This is a genomic window from Paraburkholderia caffeinilytica (assembly GCF_003368325.1).
Taxonomy (GTDB): Bacteria; Pseudomonadota; Gammaproteobacteria; order Burkholderiales; family Burkholderiaceae; genus Paraburkholderia; species Paraburkholderia caffeinilytica.
Genome location: NZ_CP031467.1, coordinates 3,987,264 through 4,010,862 on the forward strand (window position 1 = coordinate 3,987,264; position 23,599 = coordinate 4,010,862).

Genomic DNA, 23,599 nt, shown 5'->3' on the forward strand with positions numbered 1-23,599 from the left:
GTGTGTCCGACCATCGGACCCCTGGCCTTGCCGCACCGTCCCCATTTGTCGCCATCGTCACCGCTATACGCCGGACCCACCCTATGTCGCAGACCATTTCCCCAGCCGTGCCGACCCCTTCGACCCCGAAGGTCGGTTTCGTCAGCCTCGGCTGTCCTAAAGCGCTTGTCGACTCCGAGCAGATCATCACGCAGCTGCGCGCCGAAGGCTACGAGATCTCCGGCACTTACGACGGCGCGGACCTCGTCGTCGTCAACACTTGCGGCTTCATCGACGAAGCGGTGCAGGAAAGCCTCGACGCGATCGGCGAAGCGCTCAGCGAAAACGGCAAGGTGATCGTCACGGGCTGCCTCGGCGCCAAGCAGAGCGCGAGCGGTTCGAATCTGATCGAAGAAGTGCATCCGAAGGTGCTGGCCGTGACCGGCCCGCACGCGGTCGGCGAAGTGATGCAGGCGGTGCACAATCATCTGCCGAAGCCGCACGATCCGTTCATCGACCTGGTGCCGGCCGCCGGCGTGAAGCTCACGCCGCGTCACTACGCCTACCTCAAGATTTCCGAAGGCTGCAATCACCGCTGCACGTTCTGCATCATCCCGTCGATGCGCGGCGATCTCGTGTCGCGCCCGGTCGCCGAAGTGATGCTCGAGGCGGAGAACCTGTTCAAGTCCGGCGTGAAGGAACTGCTGGTGATTTCGCAGGACACGAGCGCATACGGCGTCGACGTCAAATACCGCACCGGTTTCTGGAACGGCAAGCCGATCAAGACGCGCATGACCGATCTGGTCGGCGCGCTCGGCGAACTCGCGGCGCAGTACGGCGCCTGGGTGCGTTTGCACTACGTGTATCCGTATCCGAGCGTCGATGAAGTCATTCCGATGATGGCAGCGGGTCCGTTCAAGGGCCATGTGCTGCCGTATCTGGATGTGCCGTTCCAGCATGCGCATCCGGAAGTGTTGAAGCGCATGAAGCGTCCGGCCAACGCCGAGAAGGTGATGGAGCGCGTGAAGGCGTGGCGTGAAATGTGCCCCGATCTGACGATCCGCAGCACGTTCATCGCCGGCTTCCCGGGCGAGACTGAAGAGCAATTCCAGACGCTGCTCGATTTCATCCGCGAGGCGGAACTGGATCGGGTCGGCTGCTTTGCCTATTCGCCGGTCGAAGGCGCGAGCGCCAACGAGCTCGACGGTGCGTTGCCCGACGAAGTGCGTGAAGAACGCCGCGCGCGTTTCATGGAAGTCGCCGAAGAAGTGTCGGCCAGACGGATCGCGAAGAAGGTCGGCAAGACGCTGAAAGTGCTGGTCGACGAGATCAACGCCGACGGTGGCATCGGCCGCACCGCGGCGGATGCGCCCGAGATCGACGGCGTCGTGTATATCGCGCCGGCCACCAAGGCGTCAAAGCGTTACAAGGTCGGCGATTTCGTCTCGGTGAAGATCACCGGCGCCGATGGCCACGACCTGTGGGGCGAGGTCTAGGCGATGACGGTGAGCATAGCCGGCACGCCGGAAGGCCGGACCCCGGCCGCCGCTCAAGCTCCGGATGCCCGGCGCCCGGAAGCCCGGCGCCCGGATGCCCGGCGCCCGGAAGCCCGGCGCCCACAAATCCTCGCGCTTGGCGAGGCGATGATCGAATTCAACCAGTCGGTCAAAGATCAGCCGAACTATCTGCAAGGCTTCGGCGGGGATACGTCGAACTTCTGCATCGCGGCGGCACGGCAGGGCGCGAAGACGGGTTTCGTCTCGGCCGTCGGCAGCGACCATTTCGGGCGTTTGTTGATCGATCTGTGGGAGCGCGAGCAGGTGGACACGTCGCTCGTGCGCGTCGATCCGCACGCGCCCACCGGCGTCTATTTCGTTTCGCACGGTCCTGCCGGTCACGCGTTCGACTATCTGCGCGCGGGTTCGGCCGCGAGCCGCTACGCGCCGCAAGATTTACCGCTCGACGCGATCGCAGCAGCCAAAGTCATCCACCTGTCCGGCATCAGTCTCGCGATCAGCGTGAGCGCCTGCGATGCGGCATTGGCGGCGATCGGGCATGCGCGAGCGAACGGCGTGCGCGTGAGCTTCGACACCAATCTGCGCTTGAAGCTCTGGCCGCTGGCAAGAGCGCGCGCGGTGATGCTCGAAGCCATCCGTCAAACCGACATCTGTCTGCCGAGCTGGGACGACGTCACTGAACTCACCGGCCTGACGGGCCGCGACGAGATCGTCGATTTCCTGCTGTCGCACGGTCCGCGTGTCGTGGCGCTCAAGCTCGGCAAGGAAGGCTCGTACATCGCCACGCCGGACGAGCGGCGCGTCGTGCCGGGCCACGTCGTCAACGCGGTCGATGCGACCGGCGCCGGGGATTGCTTCGGCGGCGCGTTCATCGCGCGGATCGTCGCGGGTGACGATCCGTTTCAAGCGGCGCGGTATGCGAACGTTGCCGCGGCACTGTCCACGCAAGGTTACGGCGCAGTTGCGCCGATCCCTTCGCGGGCGACGGTCGAACACATCCTGCCAGGCTGACGGCAACGCGCTGCAAGGCGCACCCCGCAGCCCGCCAGGGCAAGATTATCCTGAGAGACTAAAGAGGAGCGGGCGATGCAACGAGACGTAGTGGTGGTAGGCGGCGTACGTACGGCGATCGGCGGTTTTGGCGGCAGCCTGAAGGATTTTCCGCCGACGGATCTGGGCGCGCGTGTCGTGCGTGAAGCGCTGGCGCGCGCAAATGTGTCGGGCGACGAAGTGGGCCATGTGGTGTTCGGCAACGTCGTGCATACCGAACCGAAAGACATGTATCTGGCCCGCGTGGCCGCGATCAACGGCGGCGTCGCGCAACATGCGCCTGCGTTGACCGTCAACCGTCTGTGCGGCTCGGGCTTGCAGGCCATCGTCTCGGCCGCGCAAAGCGTGCTGCTCGGCGATGCCGACATCGCGATCGGCGGCGGTGCGGAAAACATGAGCCGCGCGCCGTATTCCATGCCGGCCGCGCGCTTCGGTCAGCGCATGGGCGACGCGCGCCTCGTCGACATGATGGTCGGCGCGCTGAACGACCCGTTCCAGTCGATCCATATGGGCGTGACCGCCGAGAACGTCGCCCGCAAATACGAAATTTCGCGCGAAACGCAGGACGCGCTCGCGCTCGAATCGCATCGCCGTGCGGCCAATGCGATCACGAACGGCTACTTCAAGGACCAGATCCTGCCGATCACCATTCCGTCGAAGAAAGGCGACGTCGTGTTCGATACGGATGAGCACACGCGGATGAACGCGACGGCCGAAGACTTCTCCAAGTTGAAGCCGGTGTTCGCGAAGGAGAACGGCACGGTGACGGCCGGCAACGCGTCGGGCATCAACGACGCCGCCGCGGCGGTCGTGCTGATGGAGCGCGGTGTCGCTGAAAAGCGTGGCATCAAGCCGCTGGCGCGGCTGGTTTCGTACGCGCATGCGGGTGTCGATCCGGCCTACATGGGTATCGGTCCGGTGCCGGCAACGCGCAAGGCACTCGAGCGCGCCGGCCTGACGGTCGCCGATCTGGATGTGATCGAAGCGAACGAAGCGTTTGCCGCTCAGGCGTGCGCGGTGAGCAAGGAGCTCGGCCTCGATCCGGCCAAGGTCAATCCGAACGGCTCGGGTATTTCGCTCGGCCACCCCATCGGCGCAACCGGCGCCCTGATCACCGTCAAGGCGTTGTATGAGTTGCAGCGGGTTGGCGGCCGCTACGCGCTGGTGACGATGTGTATCGGCGGCGGGCAGGGCATCGCGGCGATCTTCGAGCGGATCTGAGTTCGGCGCTGAGGCCGAGGCTGAGGCGGGGCGACGCAAGGGGGCTTTTCCCCGCCGAACGAGGCCCTTGGGCATGCGGTTGGCAAACTGGTATCGAGCAGTAACAGGCAACAAGGAAAGAGCGGATGCAGGAATCGAATGCGATGAAGGGTGCGACGCGTCGGCGCGGTCGGGCGGTCCTCGAATCCCCCAAGGGGATTTTTTCTGGGGCGGGGGACTTCCTCCGGAGCGTAGTGAGCGTGGCCGCATTGCTGTGCGCCGGCGCCGGGGCGCTGCTGCCCGTGCAGGCATGGGCGCAAAGCGACGCGGTGAAGGAGCTGGCGGCGCCCCCGCCGATTCAATTGCCGCTCAAGCCGAGCCCCGAATTCGCGAAGTTTCCGCGCTATGCCGGCATGCTGGGCTCGCGTCAGATCGTGCTGCGACTCGGCGCGAAAACCGACGACCCGGCCGGCGTGCACGGCGAATACCAGTACGCCGATACCGGTGAGGTGATCCTGATTGCGGGTGACCGCGACGGCGACACGCTCGAAGTCGAGGAGTCGAACGACGGCACGCATATCACCGGCAACTGGGTGGGCAAGTTTGCCGCTGACGGTTCGGTGGCGGGCGACCGGATGAACGTCGACGATTCCGACCCGCAGCCGTTCGATCTGAAGCCACTGGCGGCGGGACAGGCTGTGCCGGCGGCCTCTGCGGGTGCCGGTGCAGGCGCGGCGGCCAGCAAGCCGGCGGTCGCCCCGCAGTCGTCCGCCGGCGGGGCAGCAGCGCCGGCCTCGGCGACAAGCAGTGGTCAAGCGGTTGGCGGCGTGAGCAACCTGCAAATCGGCGAGTAACGTCTATCTACACCATGACTCAATCCAAACTCAAACGCAGCCTGCAAACCCGCGTCGTGCGTCACGAAGACCAGCTCACGCCGGGCTTCGAGTCGTTCTCGACGCCGGTTACGCGCGCTTCGACCGTCGTGTTCCCCGATCTGGCGACGATGCGCGCGCTCGACTGGAAAAACGACGCGCAATGGCGCTACGGCCTGCACGCCACGCCGACTTCGCTCGCGTTGGCGCAGCGGCTTGCCACCATCGAAGGTGGCAACCATGCGTTGTTGCAGCCGTCGGGGTTGTCGTCGATTTCGAACGTGTACTTCGGCCTCGTGAAGGCCGGCGACGACGTGCTGATTCCCGATAACGTCTACTCGCCGAACCGCGATCACGGCGACTGGCTGGCACGCGATTTCGACATCACCGCGCGCTACTACGATCCGATGATCGGCGCGGGTATCGCGGATCTGATCCAGCCGAATACGCGTTTGATCTGGCTCGAAGCCCCCGGTTCGGTCACGATGGAAGTGCCCGATATACCCGCTATCACGGCGGTGGCGCGCGCGCGAAACGTCGTCACGGCGATCGACAACACCTGGTCGGCCGGGCTCGGTTTCCGGCCATTCGACCACGGTGTCGATATCTCCGTGCAGGCATTGACCAAGTACCAGTCTGGCGGTGGCGATGTGCTGATGGGCGCGACGATTACCGTCGATCGCGAGTTGCATGTGAAGCTGAAGGCGGCGCGCATGCGCATGGGTATCGGCGTATCGTCGGACGACTGTTCGCTGATCCTGCGCAGTCTGCCGACCATGCGGCTGCGCTTCGAACAACATGACCGCGCGGCGCTCAGCCTTGCCACATGGCTGAAGACGCGTCCGGAAATTGCCGCGGTCCTGCACCCGGCGTTGCCCGACTGTCCAGGGCATGAGTTTTTCAAGCGCGACTTTACCGGCGCGGGTGGGCTGTTCTCCGTCGTGTTCGACGCACGTTACAGCGCCGCGCAAATCGATACGTTCTGCGAGTCGCTCGAGCTGTTTTCGCTGGGCTGGAGCTGGGGCGGAGCGCATAGCCTCGCGATGCCGTACGACGTCGCCTCGATGCGCACGGAAGGTCAATGGCCGTATCGCGGTACGTTGGTGCGGTTCTATATCGGTCTGGAAGAAGAAGCCGATCTGCGCGCGGATATCGAGCAGTGTCTGGAAGCGCTGGGTTAAGCGCCTGAGCTGGATTGCCGAAGGTCTGGAAAGCCCATCGTGACGAGTTCACGATGGGCTTTTTGTTTTGTCAATATAGCCAGTAAGCCTAACCATTCGGCTGAATGGTCGACGCCGGATCTCGACGCTACGATGGTGCGCATCATGACTAACGATCAACGCACAATGGTGAGCTTCGATGAATCTGTTTTTCTGGACATTGCTGAATCTTGGCGTGCCGATTGCCGGCCCGATCTTTACGCTAGCGCTCGTCGCACCCACGCACGGCTGGCGCGTCGCGAAGACGTTGATCGCCGCATCGGTGAAAGACGGCCAACTGCTCTGGTGTGCGATCGGGCTGTGTGCGGCTGCGGTCTATGAGGCAGTGACCGCGCTGGAGCGGGGAAGTGGCGTGGTAGCGACCCTGGAGTCTGCCATTGTTGGATTCTGCATGCTGGCGTTTTCCTGTTCCATTGTCGTGATGTCGGCCCTTGTCAATACCCATCGCGAGCGGGCGGCCCCCATCGCCAGCAATGGGCAGACACCGTTCGTTGCAGGTTCATTGTCGCCCGTGGCAATCGGCGCTTCGATTTTTACAACATCCGTCGCTGCAGTTCTATTTGCAATCCTACACGTGTGCTTGATTTAGTTTTTTTAGATAGCACAGCAATTATACTGACTAGCTTAAGGAGGCGCTCATGAACAAACTATTTACGTTTCTGGAATCTGACGAAAATTTCGCTCGCGTTGTGAAGTGGTCGAACGTCGTGACAGGCGCCGTTGCGGTCTACATGTCCGTGGTGTTCCTGATAACCTTTCTGAACAAATAGCGCTCATGTTTGCGCTGGCCGCCATTGCGTCGGCCAGCGCAGGTTGAACTTCAGAACAATCGCAGCAACCCATCCAGCCCAACGTGGTTGAACGCCACGCTGGCTGCTTCGCGCACTACCGGCTTCGCGCGGAATGCTACGGAGAGTCCCGCCGCGGCCATCATTTTCAAATCGTTCGAACCATCGCCCATGGCAATCGCGCGGGTCGGCTCGATACCCAGGTGGGCGCAGGTCTCGCGCAACGTGCGGGCTTTCACGTCGGCGTTGACGATCTCGCCAACTACGTTGCCGGTCAACTTTCCATCCACGATTTCGAGCGTGTTCGCGCGCGTGAAATCGAGGCCAAGCCGGGCTTTCAGTTTTTCAGTGAAGAACGTGAATCCGCCGGATACAAGCAGTGTTTTCAATCCCGCCGCTTGCGCGGCGGCCAGCATTCGTTCGGCGCCCGGCGAGAGTTGCAGCCGCTCTTCATAAACGCGTTCAAGCGCGCTGGCGTCGAGTCCCTTGAGCAGTGCCACGCGGCGCGTCAGACTCTCGTTGAAGTCCTTGATTTCGCCGCGCATCGACGCTTCGGTGATTGCGGCGACTTCTGCTTTCAGCCCGCAGAAGTCGGCGATTTCATCGATGCACTCGATCGTGATCAGCGTCGAATCCATGTCCATCGCGACGAGGCCGAAGTCACGCAACTGGCGGCCGGGTTCGACAAACGCGTAGTCCAGTTCATGCGTGCCGCAATAGACCTCGAGGTCGGCGCGCTGCGCAATGTTCGCGTCGGCGATGCGAATCGCGTTCGCGTCGATGATAGCGGCGTGCGAACCGCGCGCGAGCGCGACGAGCGTTTTGTGGTGGTCGGCGGAGAGGGGCGCGGTGCTTTGGATGACGAGGTTCATGGACGACGCATTGACGCGGAAAAGGACGGGCGCACGACGCGCGCGGAAAATTCCATCATTGTAACGGTTCGGCGCCACGCGTCCTGAAGAGGGGCAAACGGCAAACGGCCCCCGCCCACGAATCCAACATGCTTCCCCACGCGTAATCCGCTCGGCAATCCACCGTGCAACCATCGAGCGCCCGCGTCATACTGGCGCTTCGAACGACGCCCCGCAGCCACGGAGTCCGTCGAGTCCGCCGCGCCCATGCTGTGGGCGGCACACCGGACACGGCATGCATTGGCACATGCGACGGGGCGCACCACCACGGAGACAAGCAATGACCCCCGCGACCGCCAGCGACGCGTCCATCCTTGCGCGCGACTTCGATCTGCGCCAGCTGAGCCCCGCGTTCCATGCCGATCCGTACCCGGTCTACCACGCGCTGCGCGCTCATGAACCGGTCAAACGCATGCCGGACGGCTCGCTGTTCCTGACGCGTTTTCGCGATGTGCAGGCGGTCTACCGCGACCCGAAGACCTTCAGTTCCGACAAAACCGTCGAATTCAAGCCGAAGTACGGCGACTCGCCGCTCTACAGCCATCACACCACCAGTCTGGTTTTCAACGACCCGCCGCGTCACACGCGGGTGCGCAAGCTGATCGCCGGCGCGCTGACGGCGCGAGCGATCGCGGCCATGGAGCCTGGCTTGATCCGCCTCGTCGATGGCTTGCTCGATGCCGCCGCCGCGCGTGGCCGCATCGATCTGATCGATGCGTTTGCGTCGGCGATCCCAGTCGAGATCATCGGCAATTTGCTGGACGTGCCGCACGCTGAGCGCGCGCCTTTGCGCGACTGGTCGTTGGCGATACTCGGCGCGCTGGAGCCGTCGCTGAGCGCCGCGCAACTCGAACGGGGCAACCGAGCGGTCAGTGAATTCGCCGACTATTTGCGCGATCTGGTGGCGCGGCGCCGGCGCGATCCCGGCGATCCGCAGCACGATGTGCTGACGCGCCTGATCCAAGGCGAGCTGGGAGAGCTGAGCGGCGAGCAGTTGTCGGAAACGGAGCTGCTGCAAAACTGCATCTTCATCCTGAACGCCGGGCATGAGACCACCACGAATCTGATCGGCAACGGCCTCGTTACGCTCGCTGCCTGGCCGGAGCAGCGCGCCGCGTTACTGCGCGAACCGTCGCTGATCGAATCGGCGGTCGAAGAGTGTTTGCGGTTCGAGAGTTCGAATCAGCTGGGCAACCGGATGGCAACCGTCGACACGCAGATCGGCGGCGTCGCGATGGCACGCGGTACGCCCGTCACGCTGTGCATCGGCGCGGCCAATCGCGACCCGGAGCAGTTCGCGGAACCGGACCGTTTCGATATCCGCCGCGATCCGAACCGGCATCTGGCGTTCGGCTTCGGCATTCACCAGTGCGCGGGGTTGTCGCTCGCGCGACTCGAGGCGCGCATCGCCATAGGGCGCTTCGTGCAGCGCTTTCCGGCGTACCGGCTCGACGGCGAACCAACGCGCGGCGGACGGGTGCGATTTCGCGGCTTTGCAGAAGTCCCGGTCGAGGTCGAGCCGGCTCATTCCGGTTCAGCGTCCCAATAAGGCGGATCGCCGAAATGCGCGCCGAGGAACTCGATGAAGGCGAGCGTCTTCGGCGGCACGAACGCACGGCTCGGATAGACCGCCCAGATCGCCACCTGCTCCGCGAGCGGGTAGGTGTCGAGCACGCTCACGAGCTCGCCGCTGCGCAGATACGGCGCTACGTCCCAGGTCGACTTGAGCGCGATGCCGAAACCGGCCAGCAAGGCGTCGCGGATGACTTCGCCGTTGTCGACGACGAGGCGTCCGCTCACGCGCACCGTGAGTGGTCCGGCCGGCGTCACGAATGCCCAGTCGCGCTGGTCTGACAGGATGATGCACTCGTGCTGGGCGAGGTCCGAAGGATGGTGCGGCGTGCCACGCGTGGCGAGATACGCGGGCGCCGCGCACAGCACGCGACGGTTCACGGCCAGGCGCCGCGCCACCAGCGACGAATCCTTGAGCACGCCGACGCGGATCGCCACGTCGATACCCGCGTCGACCAGATCGACCATCTGATCCGTCAGCCGCAAATCGACGCTCACGCCGGGATAGCGCCGCAGAAATTCGCTGATTACGGGTGACACGTGCTGACGCCCGAACGACGACGGCATCGACACCCGCAAGCGTCCCTGCGGCTCGGCCTGCGCGCGGCCTACCGAGGCGCGTGCGGCATCGGCCGCGTCGAGCAGCGCCCGGGCACGTGCCATGAACACCTCGCCGTCCTGCGTGAGACTGATGCGGCGGGTGGTCCGATGCAGCAGACGCGCGCCGAGGAGCCTTTCCAGCTGTGCGATGCGCGAACTCGCCACCGCCGCCGACAGGCCGAATTCGCGCCCGGCCGCCGATACATTCGCGAGCAGGGCGGCCCGCACGAACAGGGCGACGTCGAGCAGATCGAGTCGTTCCCGGTCGCCGGACGAGGGTTTCAAAGCAGGTTCCACAGAATCGGCAGGATGGCTCATTCTTCTGAAATTCAAAAAGATGTTTCAGCCATTATGATGGTTTTTTGAGAATAAGAACCCCCTTAGGATGACGTCAATGCGGTCGATATCCCCTCACGGCGCCAAGCGCCGCCGGTACCGATCGCCGGTTTCCCCAACCTCATCCGAAAGAACAGGAGCTGTGATGAAAGCCGTAGGTCTCTATCGTTACTTGCCGATCGATCATGCCGAGTCCCTGGTCGACGTCGACATTCCCAAACCCGAAGCCACCGGCCGCGATCTGCTGGTGAAGGTCGAAGCCATCTCCGTCAATCCGGTCGACACCAAGGTGCGCGCCCCGAAAGACACGGTCGAGAAAGCGCCGCGGGTGCTCGGCTGGGACGCCGCCGGCACGGTGGTGGCGGTCGGCCCGGACGTCACGCTGTTCAAGGTCGGCGACCCGGTTTTCTATGCGGGCAGCATCAACCGACCGGGTGCGAATAGCGAGTTCCATCTGGTCGACGAGCGCATTGCCGGACGCAAGCCGGCGTCGCTCGATTTCACGCACGCGGCCGCCTTGCCGCTGACCGCGATCACCGCCTGGGAGGCGCTCTTCGACCGCCTCGGCGTGTCGCCGCAAGGCGCGGATGAAGGCCGCACGGTACTGATCGTCGGCGGGGCGGGCGGGGTCGGTTCGATCGGCATTCAGCTGGCCAAACGGCTCGCGAAACTCAAAGTGATCGCGACCGCCTCGCGCCCGGAGTCGGCGAAGTGGGCGACGGAGCTGGGCGCGGATCACATCGTCGATCACTTTGGCGATATGCCCGCGCAGTTGAAAAAGCTTGGCATCGACCAGGTCGATTACGTGCTGATCTTCAACGAAACCGACAGGAATTTCCCGGCAGCCGCCGAAGTGATCAAGCCGCAGGGCGCCATCTGCACGATCGTCGAGAACAGCGAGCCGCTGCCCGTCGAACTGTTGAAGGCGAAAAGCGCCGCGTTCCACTGGGAGTTCATGTTCACGCGTTCGATGTTCGGCACGCCCGACATGATCGAACAGCACAAGCTGCTGACCGAGGTGGCGCGTCTGGTCGATGCGGGCACGTTGCGCACGACGGTCGACCAGGATCTCGGCACGATCAACGCCGACAATCTGCGCCGTGCGCATCGACTGCTCGAACAGGGGCGCGCGATCGGCAAGCTGGTGCTGACCGGATTCTAACGGCGCGAAGTTTGGCGTTCCTGTCACGTCGCACGCGCAGAAAGCGCCTCGACGCAAGCGGGTTAACACCCGATTCGTATGAGGCGCGCGCAGCACCGCTTGGCGGTAGACTGGTGGGGCATCATGCTAAATCAGTTGCGCGTCTCGCGGCTCGTCTGGCCGGGCTTCAGCCTGGTGTTATTCAGGCATTGACCAGGCGTTGAGCAGGCGTCGACCGGGAGTCGACCCGGCTCCGGTCAGGCGGTGCATTGGCAGTAGCGCCTGAGCGGACGCGCAGCGGCACAACAACGAGGTGACAGTATGAGCTCCAGCTTCAAACTCTCCGCCGTTTCAGTTGTCGCTTCTCTCGCGTGCGCGCTCGCGCCCGCCATGCTCGTGACGGCGGCACACGCGGCCACGCCGATCACGGTGACGTCGCAATCCGCCCTCGACGGTCCGATCCGTTACACGGTTCGCGTCACGTCGAAACAGTTTGGCAATTCACAGGAAACGCGCACGATCCGCTCCGGCGAATCGGACGACTTCACGTGGAAGACGGTGCCGCCAGGCGGTCCCGTGCCCGCTGCGGACAGCTGCCCGAATTACTCGTCGCTGCCCATCGACACCAACGGCGCGATGATTCGCCAGACGCAGATCCGCTTTGCACCGGTCGTCGCCGGCGACGGCACCGCGTCAGTGCAATTGAGCTTCCAGGCGCAGACGCCGCATGGCGTCAAGACGGTGACGGCCGGCGGCAAAACGCTCAAATGTCCGAACAGCGTGGCCGTCAGCCAGATTCTGCGTTTTACGATGCCGACCAACGGCACCACGAAAACGCTGACGCTCAGTGACGGCACCGAAGTGGCGGTCACCGCGAAACGGTGAGGCTCGCGCGCGAAAGTCGACCGCGAATTTGAGCGTGAGGTTGACTGCAGAGTCGACCGCGAAATTGAGCGATAAGCGTCACGTGACGTCGCGGCGGCGGCGCGGCTATTGGCCGGCGGCAACCAGCCAGTTTCGCGCATGTTTGCCGCACGCCCATCGTGCCGGTGGAGCGGGGCGGCGCGCGACGCTGCGAATGCATCGCGCTGCATAATCGGATTGCTCGATCAGCGGCGCGCCGCGACCCGCTCCACCAGACGCGCCGACAGAAACCGGTGTTCCGCTGAGAAGAGCCGCCGATACGTGAGCAGCACCGCGCCCACCGTCCCCAAGGCCGACGCCGCCGCGATCAGGAACATGATCACGATCTGATAGCGCACCGCCTGCAACGGCGACTGACCGGCCAGCACCTGCCCGGTCATCATGCCGGGCAAACTCACTACGCCGACTACGGCCATCTGATTCAAGGTGGGCATCATGCCCGCACGCACCGCCTGGCGCGCCGGCGCCTGTGCCGCTTCCCAACGGGTCGCGCCGAGCGCGAGCGCCATATCCACGCGGTCGCGCCGCGCGGTCAGTTCCTCGGTCATCCGTTCGATGCCGAGCGACACGCCGGTCAGCGTATTGCCCAGGATCATGCCGAGAATCGGAATGGCGTACTGCGGCTCGTACCAGGGATGAATGCGGATCACGACGAAGAGTCCGACTGCAGCCACCAGCCAGGAACTGACCCAGATCGACAGCACACTGTCCGCACGCTGCCCGGCGTACGTCCGGCTGCCGCGCTGCGCACCCGCGAAGCCGGCAATCAGGGTCATCACGATCATCAACGGCAGCACCACGAACCAGTGGTCATAGCGAAACACCCAGCCGAGCACGTAGCCGATCGCCAGCAATTGCACGATGGTGCGTACCGCCGCCCACACGAGGTTGCGTTCGAGATCGAGCTTGAGCGCCACCGACACCACGCCGTTCACCACGATCAGCAACGCGGCGATCGCGACGTCCCAGAGACTCAGGTTCTGCAATGTCATGGGTCGAGCTCCTCCTGATGCGTGAGCGTCACTGGGGATTCGTCGAGTACGCCGGCGCGCATCGTGAGGTGCCGCGCGCTCATGCGCGCCGCTTGTGCCGGATCGTGCGACACCCACATCGACGCATGCCGGCCGGGATCGGCCGCGAACCATGCGTGCACCAGCGCCTCGATCGCGCGTGACGATTCCGGGTCGAGCGAAGCGGTCGGTTCATCCAGCAGCAGCACTTCGGGCGCGAGTTGCAGAACGCGAATCAGCGCCGTGATCTGCGCTTCTCCGCCGGACAACTCGCTCGCGCGCTTGTCGAGAAAATCGCCACCGCGGCCGGCCTGGGCGGCGAGGTTCGCCGCGCGTGCGCGATCGAAGCGCACGTCGCGATAGGCCCGTAATTCGAACGGATAGCGCAGATTGTCTTCGACGTTGCCGTCGAGCAGCGCGGGCCGCTGCCGGATATAGGCGACGTTGCGCCGGTAACGTGGAATCGCGGCACGCTCGACCGCCGCGCCGTGCCACATGATGCGTCCGGCATCGAGCGGATCGAGCAGGGCGAGGGCGCGCAGAAATACGCTCTTGCCCGAGCCCGACGGCCCGGTGACCGCGACCCGGTCGCCGGCGCGCAGGGCGAAGGTCGTTGGCTGCAGCAGCGTTTGCCCGCGCAAGGCATCGCGCCGGGCGATGCCGTCGGCGAAGACGAAGGGGACATCGGTCATGAATGGATCGTGGTGGATTTTTGCGTGGATTCGGCGGCTGCCATGACATTCCCTTACGTTTTCGTGGAAGGGAAACCTGTGCCCGAACGGTGCGGCATGATAAAACGACCCCTATTAAACAATATTACCAGGCACGATACGTGCTGTTCTCTATGCACAACGAAGAACAAAGGCGGAGCTTCTCAATGGCAGTGTCGAGCACGATTGGAAGACGGATAGGAAAAATCATCGCATGGCTGGTGGCGATCATCGTCATTCTGATTGTCGCGCTGGCAATTTTTATTCTGACCTTTGACTGGAACCGGGCTCGCCCCTACATCGACGACAAGGTTACGCAGGCGATCGGCCGGCCGTTCGCCATCAACGGCGATCTGAAAGTCGGGTGGCGGCATCCGGTTGGCGAGACCGGCTGGCGTGGCTGGGTGCCCTGGCCGCGTTTTTCGGCGGCCAATATCACGGTAGGCAATCCCGCTTGGGCCAAACAGCCCCACTTCGCGACGCTCGACGAAATCGACTTCCAGGTCAAGGTGTTGCCGCTGCTCGCGCACGACATCGTGATTCCCGCGATCAATCTCGTGAATCCGTCGGTCGACCTCGAGCGACTGCTCGACGGGCGCGACAACTGGACCTTCAAACTGGCGTCTTCCGGCGGGCCTTCCGAATGGAAGCTCGATCTGCACGACATCGCGTTTGCCAAAGGCAATATCGCCCTGTCCGATCAGCAGAAGAAGGTCGAGATGCAGATGGCCATCGATACGCTCGGCCAGCCGATTCCAATCGGCGAGGCGATGAAGCAGCAGGAGGCGGCGTCGCGCAGCGCGTCGGCGGAGGCGGTCGGCAAGGCGGGCGCAAGCAAGCTCACGGCACAGGCCAACGCGCAGGCGGCATCGGAAGCGGCGGCGGCCTCCGCGGCCGCGGCTTCCGGCGCTTCGTCGACGGAGATCGCCGCGTCGGGTGTGACGGCGGCGAATGGCGCGTCGGGTGCGCTGATTGCCGGCGGGTCGAAGGGGTCGAAGGGGGCGAACAGTGCGAACGGTGCGAGCGAGGGCGCGAGCGGCGCGGCGGCAGCCTCGGTGTCGAGCGCCCGTGAGGCCGGGACGCCGAACGGCGCCGGGCCGGCGATCCCGCTGTATGCGATCGGTTGGACCGTGAAGGGCACCTACAACAGGACGCCGGTATCCGGTAGCGGCAAGGTGGGGGGCGTGCTGGCGTTGCAGGATGTGAACCGGCCGTTCCCGGTGCAGGCTGACGTGAAGGCCGGCGATCTGCGCGTCGGCCTCGTGGGCACGATCACGGATCCGGCGCATCTTGCTGCCGTCGACTTGCGCCTCTGGCTGCAGGGCAACAGCCTCTCCCGCCTGTATGCGCTGACAGGCGTGACCTTGCCCGACACGCCGCCGTATGCGACCGAGGGGCGTCTTGTCGGTCAGTTCAAGTCCGGCGGCAACGTCTTCAAGTATGAAAATTTTACAGGCCGGGTGGGCGGCAGCGATCTGAATGGCTCGCTGACCTATACGGCACGTGAGCCGCGTCCGCTGCTGCAGGGCGAACTGGTGTCGAATCTGCTGCAATTCGCCGATCTGGCGCCGGTCATCGGTGCGGATTCGAACGCAAGCAAGGCGAGGCGCGGCGACGCGACGGCGCAGCCGGGCAACAAGGCGCTGCCGGTCGAAGAATTCCGCACCGACCGCTGGAAGGCAATCGACGCCGATGTGACGTTCACGGGGCGCCGCATCGTCAAGGAGGCCAACCTGCCGATCACGGACCTGTACACCCACGTCGTGATGACCGGCGGCGTGCTGTCGCTCGAACCGCTGAAGTTCGGCGTGGCGGGCGGCTCGCTGGAATCGGATATTCATCTGGACGGCAGCACGACGCCGCTGAAGGGACGCTTCGCGACGTCGGCGCGGCATCTGAAGCTCAAGGAGCTGTTCCCGAACTTCAAGACCATGCAGAACGCGCTCGGCGAAATCAACGGCGACGCCGCGCTGACCGCCACCGGCAATTCGCCGGCGGCGTTGGCGGCGACGTCGAACGGCGAGGTGAAAGCCTTGATCACCGACGGCACGGTGAGCCGCCTGCTGATGGAAGCGGCGGGGCTGAACGTGGCGAACGTCGTCTATGAAAAGCTGTTCGGCAATCGCGACGTGAAGATCAACTGCGCGGCGGCGGATTTCGTCGCGACGAACGGCGTGCTGGATTCGCGTGTCTTCGCGCTCGACACGGACGACGCGGTCATCGACATCGACGGCAATGTGAATCTGCGCGACGAATCGATGGATCTTGGCGTGCATCCGCATACCAAGGGGTTCCGGGTGTTTTCGCTGCGCTCGCCCTTGTACGTGAAGGGGACGTTCAAGGATCCGCACGTCGGGGTGAATGCCGCCGCGCTGGCGCTTCGAGGCGGCGCCGTCATCGGGCTCGGCTTGATCAATCCGTTTGCGGCGCTGATTCCGTTGCTCGCGCCCAGCAACAACAAGCCGCTGCCGTGTGGACAGTTGCTGTCGCAGATTCGTCAGGCGCCGACTGCGCCGCCGCCGGGTATGAAGCAACCGCCCAAACCGGCCATTTCGCTCGATGGCGCGCCGGTGAACAAGTCTTCCACCGGCGCTTCGTCACCGGCTACGGCTAAAAAGAACCCTGCGGCGATGTCGCCGGCGACAGCGGTTGAATACAAAGGGAACTGAGGCTTTCCGCTTTGCCTGGGGACAGCGCCGCTGGCGCACGGACAGGCAGGTGTGGCCCGGGTGAAGGGGAACGTGGAAGGGAACGAAACGAAACAAAACAATGAAAAAACAACGCCGCGGACGTACAGTCGGCGGCGTTGTTAAAAAAGGAAAAGAAAGGACTACCTCAACGAGCGCGGCGTGGCATCTCCCGCGGCATCCTGCCTGCGAACCCCTCGCCGGGCGCCGCCAATACGGGTGGCGCCAAACTCCGTCAGGATCTTGCCTCTGGCCCGGCTGGCAAAGACCAGGAACCCGAACCCGTCGGCTTCATACCAATACCCGCCGTTCTCGAGTCCGTCGAGCGGCTGTTCCAACGCATTGGTGATGGATTCGATACAACGCCGCCGCAATTCGGCGGGCGCGGGATAGGGCGGCTGGGCGCCGCGTACGCTGCACAGAAGAACGTCGAGTCCGGGTAGCACATGCGCGTAGAGCACCGGCTCGTCCTGCGCGCGGGCGCGCGCAATTTTGGTGTCGAGCTGACCGAACGGCTTGAAATGCCGTAGTACCGCGAGGAACGACTCATCGCCGTCCACCTTCGCGCGTCTACGCTTTTTCGGGAAGGACATAAAAATTCGCCTGAAAAAGAATTGCAAGAAACGCAGCGTCCTCATGCGACAACTCCCGGCTTCGCGCGCCGCACGTCGATCTTTTATAGCATACGACAAGGCCGGATTCACGATGATTCGGCATCCACGCCGTCCCACCGCCTCCCGCACGAATCATGCCGAACCGCCTCGCCGCGCGCTTTCGCTTCCCAGCACATCTGTCTCCATCATAGACGCACGCGCCGCCGAAAAAACATCCCGTATCAATAAAAAAGTCATTTTTATGTGGGCGAGCGCATCTTGCCGCTACGTTGAAATATCTCACATTCACGTCGATAATGGCCCGTCCGGCTGCACCGCGGCGGGCCTGCCAGTCCTGCACCGCAACAGCCCGCCCCCTGGTGAGGCGAGGCGCGCGGTCCGTGCAGGACTGAAGAGGCGCGCTGCGGCTTGAACGACCCTTCGGGCGAACATGAAACTATTCACCAAGGGTCTGCTGCTGATTGCAGTGCCGAGCGTGGTCGAGCTGGCGCTTCTAGGCGTCGTCTTCGATACCCAGGAGCAAACAGCGCAGGCCGCGCGGTGGGTCAGCAACAGCAAGCAGATCCTTTATCAGTCGTCGGCCATTGTCGATCCGCTGCTGCGTCAGGCCGCGCGGGTTCGCACGGGCATGGTCGTCGGCGATCCGTCGTTCGTCGACCGCCACACCGTATGGGTCGATCTCGGCGACCGGCTGTCGAATCTCGAAACGCTGGTGGCCGATACGCCGCAGCAGGTCGTGCGGGTGCGCAAGATGCAACAGGCGATCGACGCCTACCGCGAGCAGGCCGCCACGATCTCGCAGGCGCTGCGCGCGGGGCACAACGTGAATTCGTTTGCCGCGCAGGACACGGGCGCGCTCCCTCAGCAGATCGCGCTGTTTCGCGACCAGCTCGTTGAGTTCAGTCATGAGGCCTCGCGGCTCGACGTCGAGCGCGGCGCGGCGCTGGCACGGCGCCGCGCCCGCCAGCAATACGCACTGATCGCCGCGGTGCTGGGCTCGATGCTGATCTGGGCAGCCACCGCCATGGTGTTTGCGCGCAGCATCGGCCGGCGGCTGGAGGTGTTGACGGGCAATGCCGAGCGTCTGGGCAGCGGGCGCCCGCTCGCGGCGCCGCTATCGGGCAGCGACGAAATTGCCGCGCTCGACGCGGTGCTGCATCAGACCGGCGAGCGCCTGCGCGAAGCAGAAGACGAGCAGGCCGTGCTGAAAGTACGGCTCGAAGCGCGCGCGCGGGAACTGGCCGGCGTCAACGAGGAGCTGCGCCAGGAGACGCAGGACAATGAAATGTTCATCTATAGCGTGTCGCACGATCTGCGTTCGCCGCTGGTGAATCTGCAAGGCTTTTCGAAAGAATTGCAGGTGTCGTGCGACGAACTGGACAGCCTCGTCGAGGCGGCGAAACTGCCGGAGGCCGAACATCGGCGGATGGTGCATATCCTTGACGGCGACGTGCGCGAGTCTTTGCAATATCTTCGCACCGCGGTGACGCGGGCGGCGTCGATCATCGACGCGCTGTTGAGGATTTCACGTGCCGGGCGGCTCGAATATCAGTGGCAGCGCGTGAGCGTCGGCCGGGTGGTGGGCAAAGTGGTCGATGCGCTGCAAGGCGCCATCAGCCAGCGCGGGACGGTGGTGACCGTGCGCGAGTTACCGCCGGCATGGGGCGACCCGGGTGCGATCGAGCAGATTTTCAGCAACCTGATCGGTAACGCGCTCAATTATCTCGACCCGGTACGCAATGGGCGCATCGAGATTGGCGCGCTGGAGCAGGAACCGGTCGACGAGACGGAGCCGCGCGCGGTGCGCACGCGCACCTATTATGTGCGCGACAACGGGCTTGGGATTCCGGCGGCGTATATGTCGAAGGTGTTCCGGGCGTTTCAGCGCCTGCACGGCGACGTCGCGAGCGGAGACGGCATCGGCCTCGCGGTGGTGCGGCGGATGGTGGAACGGCACGGCGGCCGTGTTTGGGTGGAGTCGGCGGAAGGCGCGGGGTCGACCTTTTTCGTCGTGTTACCAGAACAGCCTGCGCGCAATTGAGCCGCGACGGGCAGCAGGGGAAACGGTGAAGACAGTTAGCAGCACCATAAGCACCATGAGCACGATGAGCACCATGCAAAGACGGATTGTCAGAACGGAGGGCATATGAGTCACGGGGAAACGGTCAGCATCGTGCTGATCGAAGATGACGACGGCCACGCCACGCTGGTCGAGCGCAATCTGCGCCGCGCCGGTATTTCGAACGGTTTTGTGCGCTTTCGCGACGGCCAGCAGGCACTCGATTATTTCTTCGGTCCGGCGCCGGCGGACGCCGCTGCCCGCCCTTACCCGCCGCGCGAAGATCTGACGAATTTCGTCGTGCTGCTCGATCTGAAAATGCCGCGCGTGGATGGCTTCGAGGTGTTGCGGCGTCTGAAGGATTCGCCGCAGACAGCCGCGGTGCCCGTGATCGTACTGACCACAACCGACGATCCGCGCGAAATCGCGCGCTGTTACGAACTGGGCTGCAATGTCTATATCACCAAGCCGGTCGAATACGACGCGTTCATCGAAGCCGTGCGCCGTCTCGGCTTCTTCCTGCAGGTGGTCAAACTGCCGCCGGGCCACCGGCTGGCCGCGCCGTGACGAAAGGCTCGCGTGAAGGCACTCCGAAAGCGGCCCATGACAAGATAGCCATGCCACGCCCAGCACACCCAGCAGACTCAGCAGACCTAGCCAGAGAAGATTCCGCATGACCGAAGAAGTGTCCACGCAGCCCGCCGCGTATGTGCTGGTCGTCGATGACGACGAAGGCATCCTGCGGCTCGCGCGCAAGTCGCTCGAACGCGCCGGCTGCCGGGTCGCAATCTGCTCGCAGGTCGAAGCGGCCCGCGAGCGGCTCGTCGCGGGCGCGCCCGACCTGCTCGTGCTCGACTACCAACTGAGTGGGCCGGAGACCGGCCTCGACTTTTTTCGGCGCCTGCGTGCGGAAGGCGTGCGGATTCCCGCCATCCTCGTCACCGGTTTCACCGACGAATCCCGTGTGATCGAAGCCTTGCGCGCGGGCGTGTCCGATGTGGTGCCGAAATCCGGCGACTACCTCGACTACCTGCCCGAGGCGGTGGAGCGGGTGCTGTCCCAGGTGCGTTTGCAAAAGGCCTCGGACGAAGCCTTGCTGCTGCGCGATCGCGAGCAGCATTACCGCACCTTGTCGGAGGCGTTGCCGCACCTCGTGCTGACCTGCAATGCCGCGGGCGATTGCGACTTCCTGTCGAAACAGTGGTTCGATTACACGGGGCTGGCGGAAAGCAGTTCGTACGGTCTCGCGTGGCTCGACGCGGTACATCCCGACGATCGCGAAGAGATTCGCCGCACCTGGCTCAAGGCGGTCACGAGCGGCGCCGGCGATTATCGGCACGAGCTGCGGATCCGCCGCCACGATGGCGCATATCGCTGGTTCGACATCCGCGCGGTTGCCATGCGCGATGCCGAAGGCAACGTCAGCAAATGGTTCGGCAGTTGCACGGACATCCATCCGCAGCGCGAGGCGATCGAGGAGCGCGAACGGCTGCTCGCCTCGGAGCAGGCCGCCCGCCAGATCGCCGAAGAAGCCAATCGTGCGAAAGACCGCTTCCTCGCGATGCTGTCGCACGAATTGCGTACACCGCTCACGCCGGTTCTGGCGGGCGCCAGCGTGCTTGAGATGATCCCGGGCCTGCCCGATCAGGCGCGTTCGAGCGTGCGCATGATTCGCCGCAACGTCGAACTCGAAGCGCGCCTGATCGACGACCTGCTCGATCTCACGCGCGTGGCGAACGGCAAACTGCGTTTGTCGCTCGAAACCGTCGACGTGCACGAGGTGATCGACAGTGTGCTCGAACTCTTTCGCAGTGAGATCCAGGTCAAGCAGCAGGACGTGCACGTCGGCAAGAATGCGCAACACCACTACGTGCTTGCCGACCGCGCACGGCTGCAACAGATGCTGTGGAACCTGATTCGCAACGCCGCCAAGTTCACGCCGGACGGCGGCCATATCTATGTGCGCACGCACGATGAGCGCATGCACGTGCAGATCTCGGTCGAGGATACGGGCATCGGCATCGAGCCCGAACAGATCGGCAAGCTTTTCAACGCGTTCGAGCAAGGCAACCAGAACATGACGCGGCAATTCGGCGGCTTGGGCCTGGGCCTCGCGATCACGAAGGCGCTGACCGACGTGCACGGCGGCACGGTGATCGCACAGAGCCCGGGCGCGCACTGCGGGGCGACTTTCACGATCACGCTGCCGACCGCCGCCGCGCCTGAGGAGCTCACGCCCGTCGCGGCGCCCAATGAAGTTCATCATCCCGGCGTGCTGACCATTTTGCTGATCGAAGACCACGTGGATACGGCCGAGGTGATGGCGCAGCTGATTCGCAGCCAGGGTCACGACGTGACCACGGTGGGCCGTGTGGACGATGCTCTCGCCGCAACCCAGTCGCAAAAGTTCGATCTCGTGATCAGCGATGTGGGCTTGCCCGACGGCACCGGCCTCGATTTCGTCAAAGCGTTCCGCGAGCATTCCGATGCGCCCGCGGTTGCGTTGACCGGCTTCGGCACGGACGAGGATGTGCGCCGTTGCCTGAGTGCCGGCTTTACTTCGCATCTGACCAAACCGGTCAATTTCGGACAGCTCGAGACGATGATCGAAAGCGCGGTGACCCGGAAGGCGGATAAGAACGAAGGGGAAGCGTAGTCTCCTTGCTGCGTCGGCTGGGGCGCTGTTATTTGCGCGCAGCATGAAAAAGGCCTGTGGCGATTTCCTCGCTACAGGCCTTGTTTGTTTGCACCGGTCGATGTGCGGCGCGAATGTTTGATGTGGCTTAGGTGGATCAATCCGTGTGGCTCAACCCGTGTAACTTGACGCCGGAGCTTACCGCTGCGGCGAGCTCTTCAGCGAATCGCGGATTTCACGCAGCAGCACGACCTCTTCCGGCGTAGGCGGCGGCTCTGCCGGTGCGGCTTCCGCCGGCTTGCGCAGATTGTTGATGAATTTGACCATCAGGAAAATGATGAACGCGAGAATCACGAAGTTGATGGCCACGGTGATAAACGAGCCATAACCGAACACCGCCACGCCTGCCGTCTGCAAGTCTTTATACGATTCGGGACTGCCTTTGAAACTGGCGGGAATATCGCCGAGGCGAACGAACTTGTTGGAGAAATCGAGGCCGCCGGTGGCGACGCCGACAACCGGCATGATCAGGTCTTTAACAATTGAATTGACGATGGTGGAAAATGCGCCGCCGATAATCACCCCGACGGCGAGATCCATTACGTTGCCTTTGAGGGCAAATTCCTTGAATTCCTTGATCATGCTCATAACCGTTCCTCCCAGAAGTCGATTGTCGAATCATACCAATCTGAGAACGATAGGCTAGTCTTTTGACGCGGTAAGAGCGGCTTGTTCTTATTCGGGAGACTGTGACTGGCTGTGACGCGCCCGTTCGATATGCGCGGCAAAACTGACCGGATCGGTATTGGTGCCGCACAGCAGCACGCCCACGCGTTTGCCTTGCAGCGTTTCGCACAGCGGCCCGAGCAGCGCCGCGGTGGCGGCGGCGCAGGCCGGTTCGACGGCCAGCTTCAGTTGTCCGAACAAGGTCAGCATGGCCGCGCGCAACTGGTCGTCGGATACGGTGACGAGCTGGTCGATATGGCGGCGGCACAACTCGTAGCTGTATTCCTCGGTATGCGGCGATGCCAATGAATCGGCAATGGTGTGCATGTGGCCCATCTTGACCGTGTGATTCGCGGCGAAGCTTTTGCCCATCGCATCCGATCCTTCCGGTTCGACGCCGTACACGTGCACCCGCGGATTCGCGAGCCGCATGGCGGTGGCCACGCCGGCAGCGAGACCGCCGCCGCCGATCGGCACGATCACCGCTTCGAGATCGGGCGTTTGCGTGGCCCACTCATAGCCGAGCGTGGCCGAGCCCAACACCGTGCGATAGCCGTTGAACGGATGCACGAAATAACGGCCTTCCTCTGCCTCGATACGGCGCACCAGCTCGAAGGCTTCGGCCAGGTTTTCCGCAAAGACGATCTCGGCGCGATACTGCCGGCACAACGCGACGCGCGCCGGATTGGCGGCGCGAAACAGCACGACCTTCGCGCCAATGCCAAGGCGCATTGCCGCGTACGCAACCGCCACCGCATGATTGCCGCCCGATACGCACGTGACGCCCGCGCTGCGTTGCGCTTCGTCGAGCGCGAGCAGGTTGGTGAACGCGCCGCGCGCCTTGAAACTGCCGCCCGCCTGCAGCAACTCGAACTTGAAGTTCACCACCGTGCCTTCCAGCGACGGAAAATCGAGCCGGTCGAACACCGGCGTTCGCGTGACCCACGGCGTCAACGCAAAGTGTTGCGTGGCGATGTCGTCGAGAGTGGGGATCGGCTCGCCGTTGATCGTATGGTCGGTGTGCTGCGGCGTGGCGGTTGACATGGCG

The 23,599-nt window shown here is 63.9% G+C and carries 21 protein-coding genes; 14 read left to right on the forward strand and 7 right to left on the reverse strand.

Annotated features, from left to right (window positions below; genetic code table 11):
* The first annotated feature begins 83 nt into the window (after positions 1-83).
* The 7 genes from rimO (at position 84) to DSC91_RS38585 (ending at position 6,608) form a co-directional block, all read left to right on the forward strand.
* Positions 84-1,475, forward strand: coding sequence for a 30S ribosomal protein S12 methylthiotransferase RimO (rimO, locus tag DSC91_RS34120; protein WP_115782882.1), 1,392 nt, complete (start codon positions 84-86; stop codon positions 1,473-1,475).
* Positions 1,476-1,478: 3 nt separating this feature from the next.
* Positions 1,479-2,507, forward strand: a complete 1,029-nt coding sequence (locus tag DSC91_RS34125; RefSeq protein ID WP_268238794.1) for a sugar kinase — start codon at positions 1,479-1,481, stop codon at positions 2,505-2,507.
* A gap of 75 nt (positions 2,508-2,582) precedes the next feature.
* Positions 2,583-3,767 (forward strand): beta-ketothiolase BktB, encoded by a 1,185-nt coding sequence (bktB, locus tag DSC91_RS34130; protein WP_115782883.1) that lies wholly within the window; start codon positions 2,583-2,585, stop codon positions 3,765-3,767.
* A gap of 125 nt (positions 3,768-3,892) precedes the next feature.
* Positions 3,893-4,600 carry a hypothetical protein gene (locus tag DSC91_RS34135; RefSeq protein ID WP_115782884.1) on the forward strand — a complete coding sequence of 236 codons (708 nt, stop codon included), beginning with the start codon at positions 3,893-3,895 and terminating at the stop codon, positions 4,598-4,600.
* Between the two features lie 14 nt (positions 4,601-4,614).
* The gene (locus DSC91_RS34140) at positions 4,615-5,799 is read left to right on the forward strand and encodes a cystathionine beta-lyase (RefSeq protein ID WP_115782885.1); all 1,185 of its coding nucleotides are present in this window, start codon (positions 4,615-4,617) and stop codon (positions 5,797-5,799) included.
* A 178-nt stretch (positions 5,800-5,977) separates the two neighbouring features.
* Positions 5,978-6,427: a hypothetical protein gene (locus tag DSC91_RS34145; RefSeq protein ID WP_115782886.1), complete on the forward strand. Its 450-nt coding sequence runs from the start codon at positions 5,978-5,980 to the stop codon at positions 6,425-6,427.
* A 49-nt stretch (positions 6,428-6,476) separates the two neighbouring features.
* A complete protein-coding gene (locus DSC91_RS38585; RefSeq protein WP_268238793.1) occupies positions 6,477-6,608 on the forward strand; it encodes a hypothetical protein in 132 nt (43 codons plus the stop codon).
* 50 nt (positions 6,609-6,658) lie between these two features.
* Here the strand turns inward: DSC91_RS38585 and serB are convergent, their stop codons facing one another.
* Positions 6,659-7,498: a phosphoserine phosphatase SerB gene (serB, locus tag DSC91_RS34150; protein WP_115782887.1), complete on the reverse strand. Its 840-nt coding sequence runs from the start codon at positions 7,496-7,498 to the stop codon at positions 6,659-6,661.
* A gap of 319 nt (positions 7,499-7,817) precedes the next feature.
* On the opposite strand from serB, the gene DSC91_RS34155 reads away from it, so the two are divergent.
* Complete coding sequence (locus DSC91_RS34155) at positions 7,818-9,086, forward strand: cytochrome P450 (protein ID WP_115782888.1); 1,269 nt, start codon at positions 7,818-7,820, stop codon at positions 9,084-9,086.
* Here the strand turns inward: DSC91_RS34155 and DSC91_RS34160 are convergent.
* Positions 9,062-10,027, reverse strand: coding sequence for a LysR family transcriptional regulator (locus tag DSC91_RS34160; protein WP_115782889.1), 966 nt, complete (start codon positions 10,025-10,027; stop codon positions 9,062-9,064). The genes DSC91_RS34155 and DSC91_RS34160 overlap by 25 nt on opposite strands.
* A gap of 163 nt (positions 10,028-10,190) precedes the next feature.
* Between DSC91_RS34160 and DSC91_RS34165 the strand changes: the two genes are divergently transcribed.
* Together DSC91_RS34165 and DSC91_RS34170 are read left to right on the forward strand one after the other, a co-directional pair.
* Positions 10,191-11,207 (forward strand): zinc-binding alcohol dehydrogenase family protein, encoded by a 1,017-nt coding sequence (locus tag DSC91_RS34165; protein ID WP_115782890.1) that lies wholly within the window; start codon positions 10,191-10,193, stop codon positions 11,205-11,207.
* Positions 11,208-11,507: 300 nt separating this feature from the next.
* The gene (locus tag DSC91_RS34170; RefSeq protein WP_115782891.1) at positions 11,508-12,071 is read left to right on the forward strand and encodes a DUF6013 family protein; all 564 of its coding nucleotides are present in this window, start codon (positions 11,508-11,510) and stop codon (positions 12,069-12,071) included.
* Positions 12,072-12,295: 224 nt separating this feature from the next.
* Here the strand turns inward: DSC91_RS34170 and DSC91_RS34175 are convergent, their stop codons facing one another.
* Positions 12,296-13,102, reverse strand: coding sequence for an ABC transporter permease (locus tag DSC91_RS34175; RefSeq protein WP_115782892.1), 807 nt, complete (start codon positions 13,100-13,102; stop codon positions 12,296-12,298).
* Complete coding sequence (locus DSC91_RS34180) at positions 13,099-13,812, reverse strand: ABC transporter ATP-binding protein (RefSeq protein ID WP_115782893.1); 714 nt, start codon at positions 13,810-13,812, stop codon at positions 13,099-13,101. Before DSC91_RS34180 ends, DSC91_RS34175 begins: the two co-directional genes overlap by 4 nt.
* 185 nt (positions 13,813-13,997) lie before the next feature.
* Between DSC91_RS34180 and DSC91_RS34185 the strand changes: the two genes are divergently transcribed.
* Positions 13,998-16,499, forward strand: coding sequence for an AsmA family protein (locus DSC91_RS34185; RefSeq protein ID WP_115782894.1), 2,502 nt, complete (start codon positions 13,998-14,000; stop codon positions 16,497-16,499).
* 161 nt (positions 16,500-16,660) lie between these two features.
* Here DSC91_RS34185 and DSC91_RS34190 read toward each other — a convergent pair whose 3' ends face one another.
* Positions 16,661-17,155: a hypothetical protein gene (locus tag DSC91_RS34190; protein ID WP_115782895.1), complete on the reverse strand. Its 495-nt coding sequence runs from the start codon at positions 17,153-17,155 to the stop codon at positions 16,661-16,663.
* A 406-nt stretch (positions 17,156-17,561) separates the two neighbouring features.
* Here DSC91_RS34190 and DSC91_RS34195 point away from each other — a divergent pair, with 406 nt between their 5' ends.
* The 3 genes from DSC91_RS34195 to DSC91_RS34205 all read left to right on the forward strand — a co-directional run bounded on the left by DSC91_RS34195 (position 17,562) and on the right by DSC91_RS34205 (position 21,846).
* Positions 17,562-19,172, forward strand: coding sequence for a sensor histidine kinase (locus DSC91_RS34195; protein WP_115782896.1), 1,611 nt, complete (start codon positions 17,562-17,564; stop codon positions 19,170-19,172).
* A 105-nt stretch (positions 19,173-19,277) separates the two neighbouring features.
* Positions 19,278-19,757 (forward strand): response regulator, encoded by a 480-nt coding sequence (locus DSC91_RS34200; RefSeq protein ID WP_115782897.1) that lies wholly within the window; start codon positions 19,278-19,280, stop codon positions 19,755-19,757.
* Between the two features lie 106 nt (positions 19,758-19,863).
* Positions 19,864-21,846, forward strand: coding sequence for a hybrid sensor histidine kinase/response regulator (locus tag DSC91_RS34205; RefSeq protein ID WP_115782898.1), 1,983 nt, complete (start codon positions 19,864-19,866; stop codon positions 21,844-21,846).
* 177 nt (positions 21,847-22,023) lie between these two features.
* Here the strand turns inward: DSC91_RS34205 and mscL are convergent, their stop codons facing one another.
* Positions 22,024-22,473, reverse strand: coding sequence for a large conductance mechanosensitive channel protein MscL (gene mscL / locus DSC91_RS34210; protein WP_115782899.1), 450 nt, complete (start codon positions 22,471-22,473; stop codon positions 22,024-22,026).
* Between the two features lie 87 nt (positions 22,474-22,560).
* Complete coding sequence (locus tag DSC91_RS34215; RefSeq protein ID WP_115782900.1) at positions 22,561-23,595, reverse strand: threonine/serine dehydratase family protein; 1,035 nt, start codon at positions 23,593-23,595, stop codon at positions 22,561-22,563.
* Positions 23,596-23,599 lie beyond the last annotated feature (4 nt).

What these genes read in the sequence shown, in the direction of transcription:
- DSC91_RS34125 (WP_268238794.1), top strand. Translation starts at nt 1,479, where the DNA reads ATGACGGTGAGCATAGCCGGCACGCCGGAAGGCCGGACCCCGGCCGCC.
- bktB (WP_115782883.1), top strand. Translation starts at nt 2,583, where the DNA reads ATGCAACGAGACGTAGTGGTGGTAGGCGGCGTACGTACGGCGATCGGC.
- DSC91_RS34175 (WP_115782892.1), bottom strand. Translation starts at nt 13,102, where the DNA reads ATGACATTGCAGAACCTGAGTCTCTGGGACGTCGCGATCGCCGCGTTG.
- DSC91_RS34180 (WP_115782893.1), bottom strand. Translation starts at nt 13,812, where the DNA reads ATGACCGATGTCCCCTTCGTCTTCGCCGACGGCATCGCCCGGCGCGAT.
- DSC91_RS34155 (WP_115782888.1), top strand. Translation starts at nt 7,818, where the DNA reads ATGACCCCCGCGACCGCCAGCGACGCGTCCATCCTTGCGCGCGACTTC.
- DSC91_RS34165 (WP_115782890.1), top strand. Translation starts at nt 10,191, where the DNA reads ATGAAAGCCGTAGGTCTCTATCGTTACTTGCCGATCGATCATGCCGAG.
- mscL (WP_115782899.1), bottom strand. Translation starts at nt 22,473, where the DNA reads ATGAGCATGATCAAGGAATTCAAGGAATTTGCCCTCAAAGGCAACGTA.
- serB (WP_115782887.1), bottom strand. Translation starts at nt 7,498, where the DNA reads ATGAACCTCGTCATCCAAAGCACCGCGCCCCTCTCCGCCGACCACCAC.
- DSC91_RS34190 (WP_115782895.1), bottom strand. Translation starts at nt 17,155, where the DNA reads ATGAGGACGCTGCGTTTCTTGCAATTCTTTTTCAGGCGAATTTTTATG.
- DSC91_RS38585 (WP_268238793.1), top strand. Translation starts at nt 6,477, where the DNA reads ATGAACAAACTATTTACGTTTCTGGAATCTGACGAAAATTTCGCTCGC.
- DSC91_RS34215 (WP_115782900.1), bottom strand. Translation starts at nt 23,595, where the DNA reads ATGTCAACCGCCACGCCGCAGCACACCGACCATACGATCAACGGCGAG.
- DSC91_RS34170 (WP_115782891.1), top strand. Translation starts at nt 11,508, where the DNA reads ATGAGCTCCAGCTTCAAACTCTCCGCCGTTTCAGTTGTCGCTTCTCTC.
- DSC91_RS34160 (WP_115782889.1), bottom strand. Translation starts at nt 10,027, where the DNA reads ATGAGCCATCCTGCCGATTCTGTGGAACCTGCTTTGAAACCCTCGTCC.
- DSC91_RS34140 (WP_115782885.1), top strand. Translation starts at nt 4,615, where the DNA reads ATGACTCAATCCAAACTCAAACGCAGCCTGCAAACCCGCGTCGTGCGT.
- DSC91_RS34195 (WP_115782896.1), top strand. Translation starts at nt 17,562, where the DNA reads ATGAAACTATTCACCAAGGGTCTGCTGCTGATTGCAGTGCCGAGCGTG.
- DSC91_RS34185 (WP_115782894.1), top strand. Translation starts at nt 13,998, where the DNA reads ATGGCAGTGTCGAGCACGATTGGAAGACGGATAGGAAAAATCATCGCA.
- DSC91_RS34135 (WP_115782884.1), top strand. Translation starts at nt 3,893, where the DNA reads ATGCAGGAATCGAATGCGATGAAGGGTGCGACGCGTCGGCGCGGTCGG.
- rimO (WP_115782882.1), top strand. Translation starts at nt 84, where the DNA reads ATGTCGCAGACCATTTCCCCAGCCGTGCCGACCCCTTCGACCCCGAAG.
- DSC91_RS34200 (WP_115782897.1), top strand. Translation starts at nt 19,278, where the DNA reads ATGAGTCACGGGGAAACGGTCAGCATCGTGCTGATCGAAGATGACGAC.
- DSC91_RS34145 (WP_115782886.1), top strand. Translation starts at nt 5,978, where the DNA reads ATGAATCTGTTTTTCTGGACATTGCTGAATCTTGGCGTGCCGATTGCC.
- DSC91_RS34205 (WP_115782898.1), top strand. Translation starts at nt 19,864, where the DNA reads ATGACCGAAGAAGTGTCCACGCAGCCCGCCGCGTATGTGCTGGTCGTC.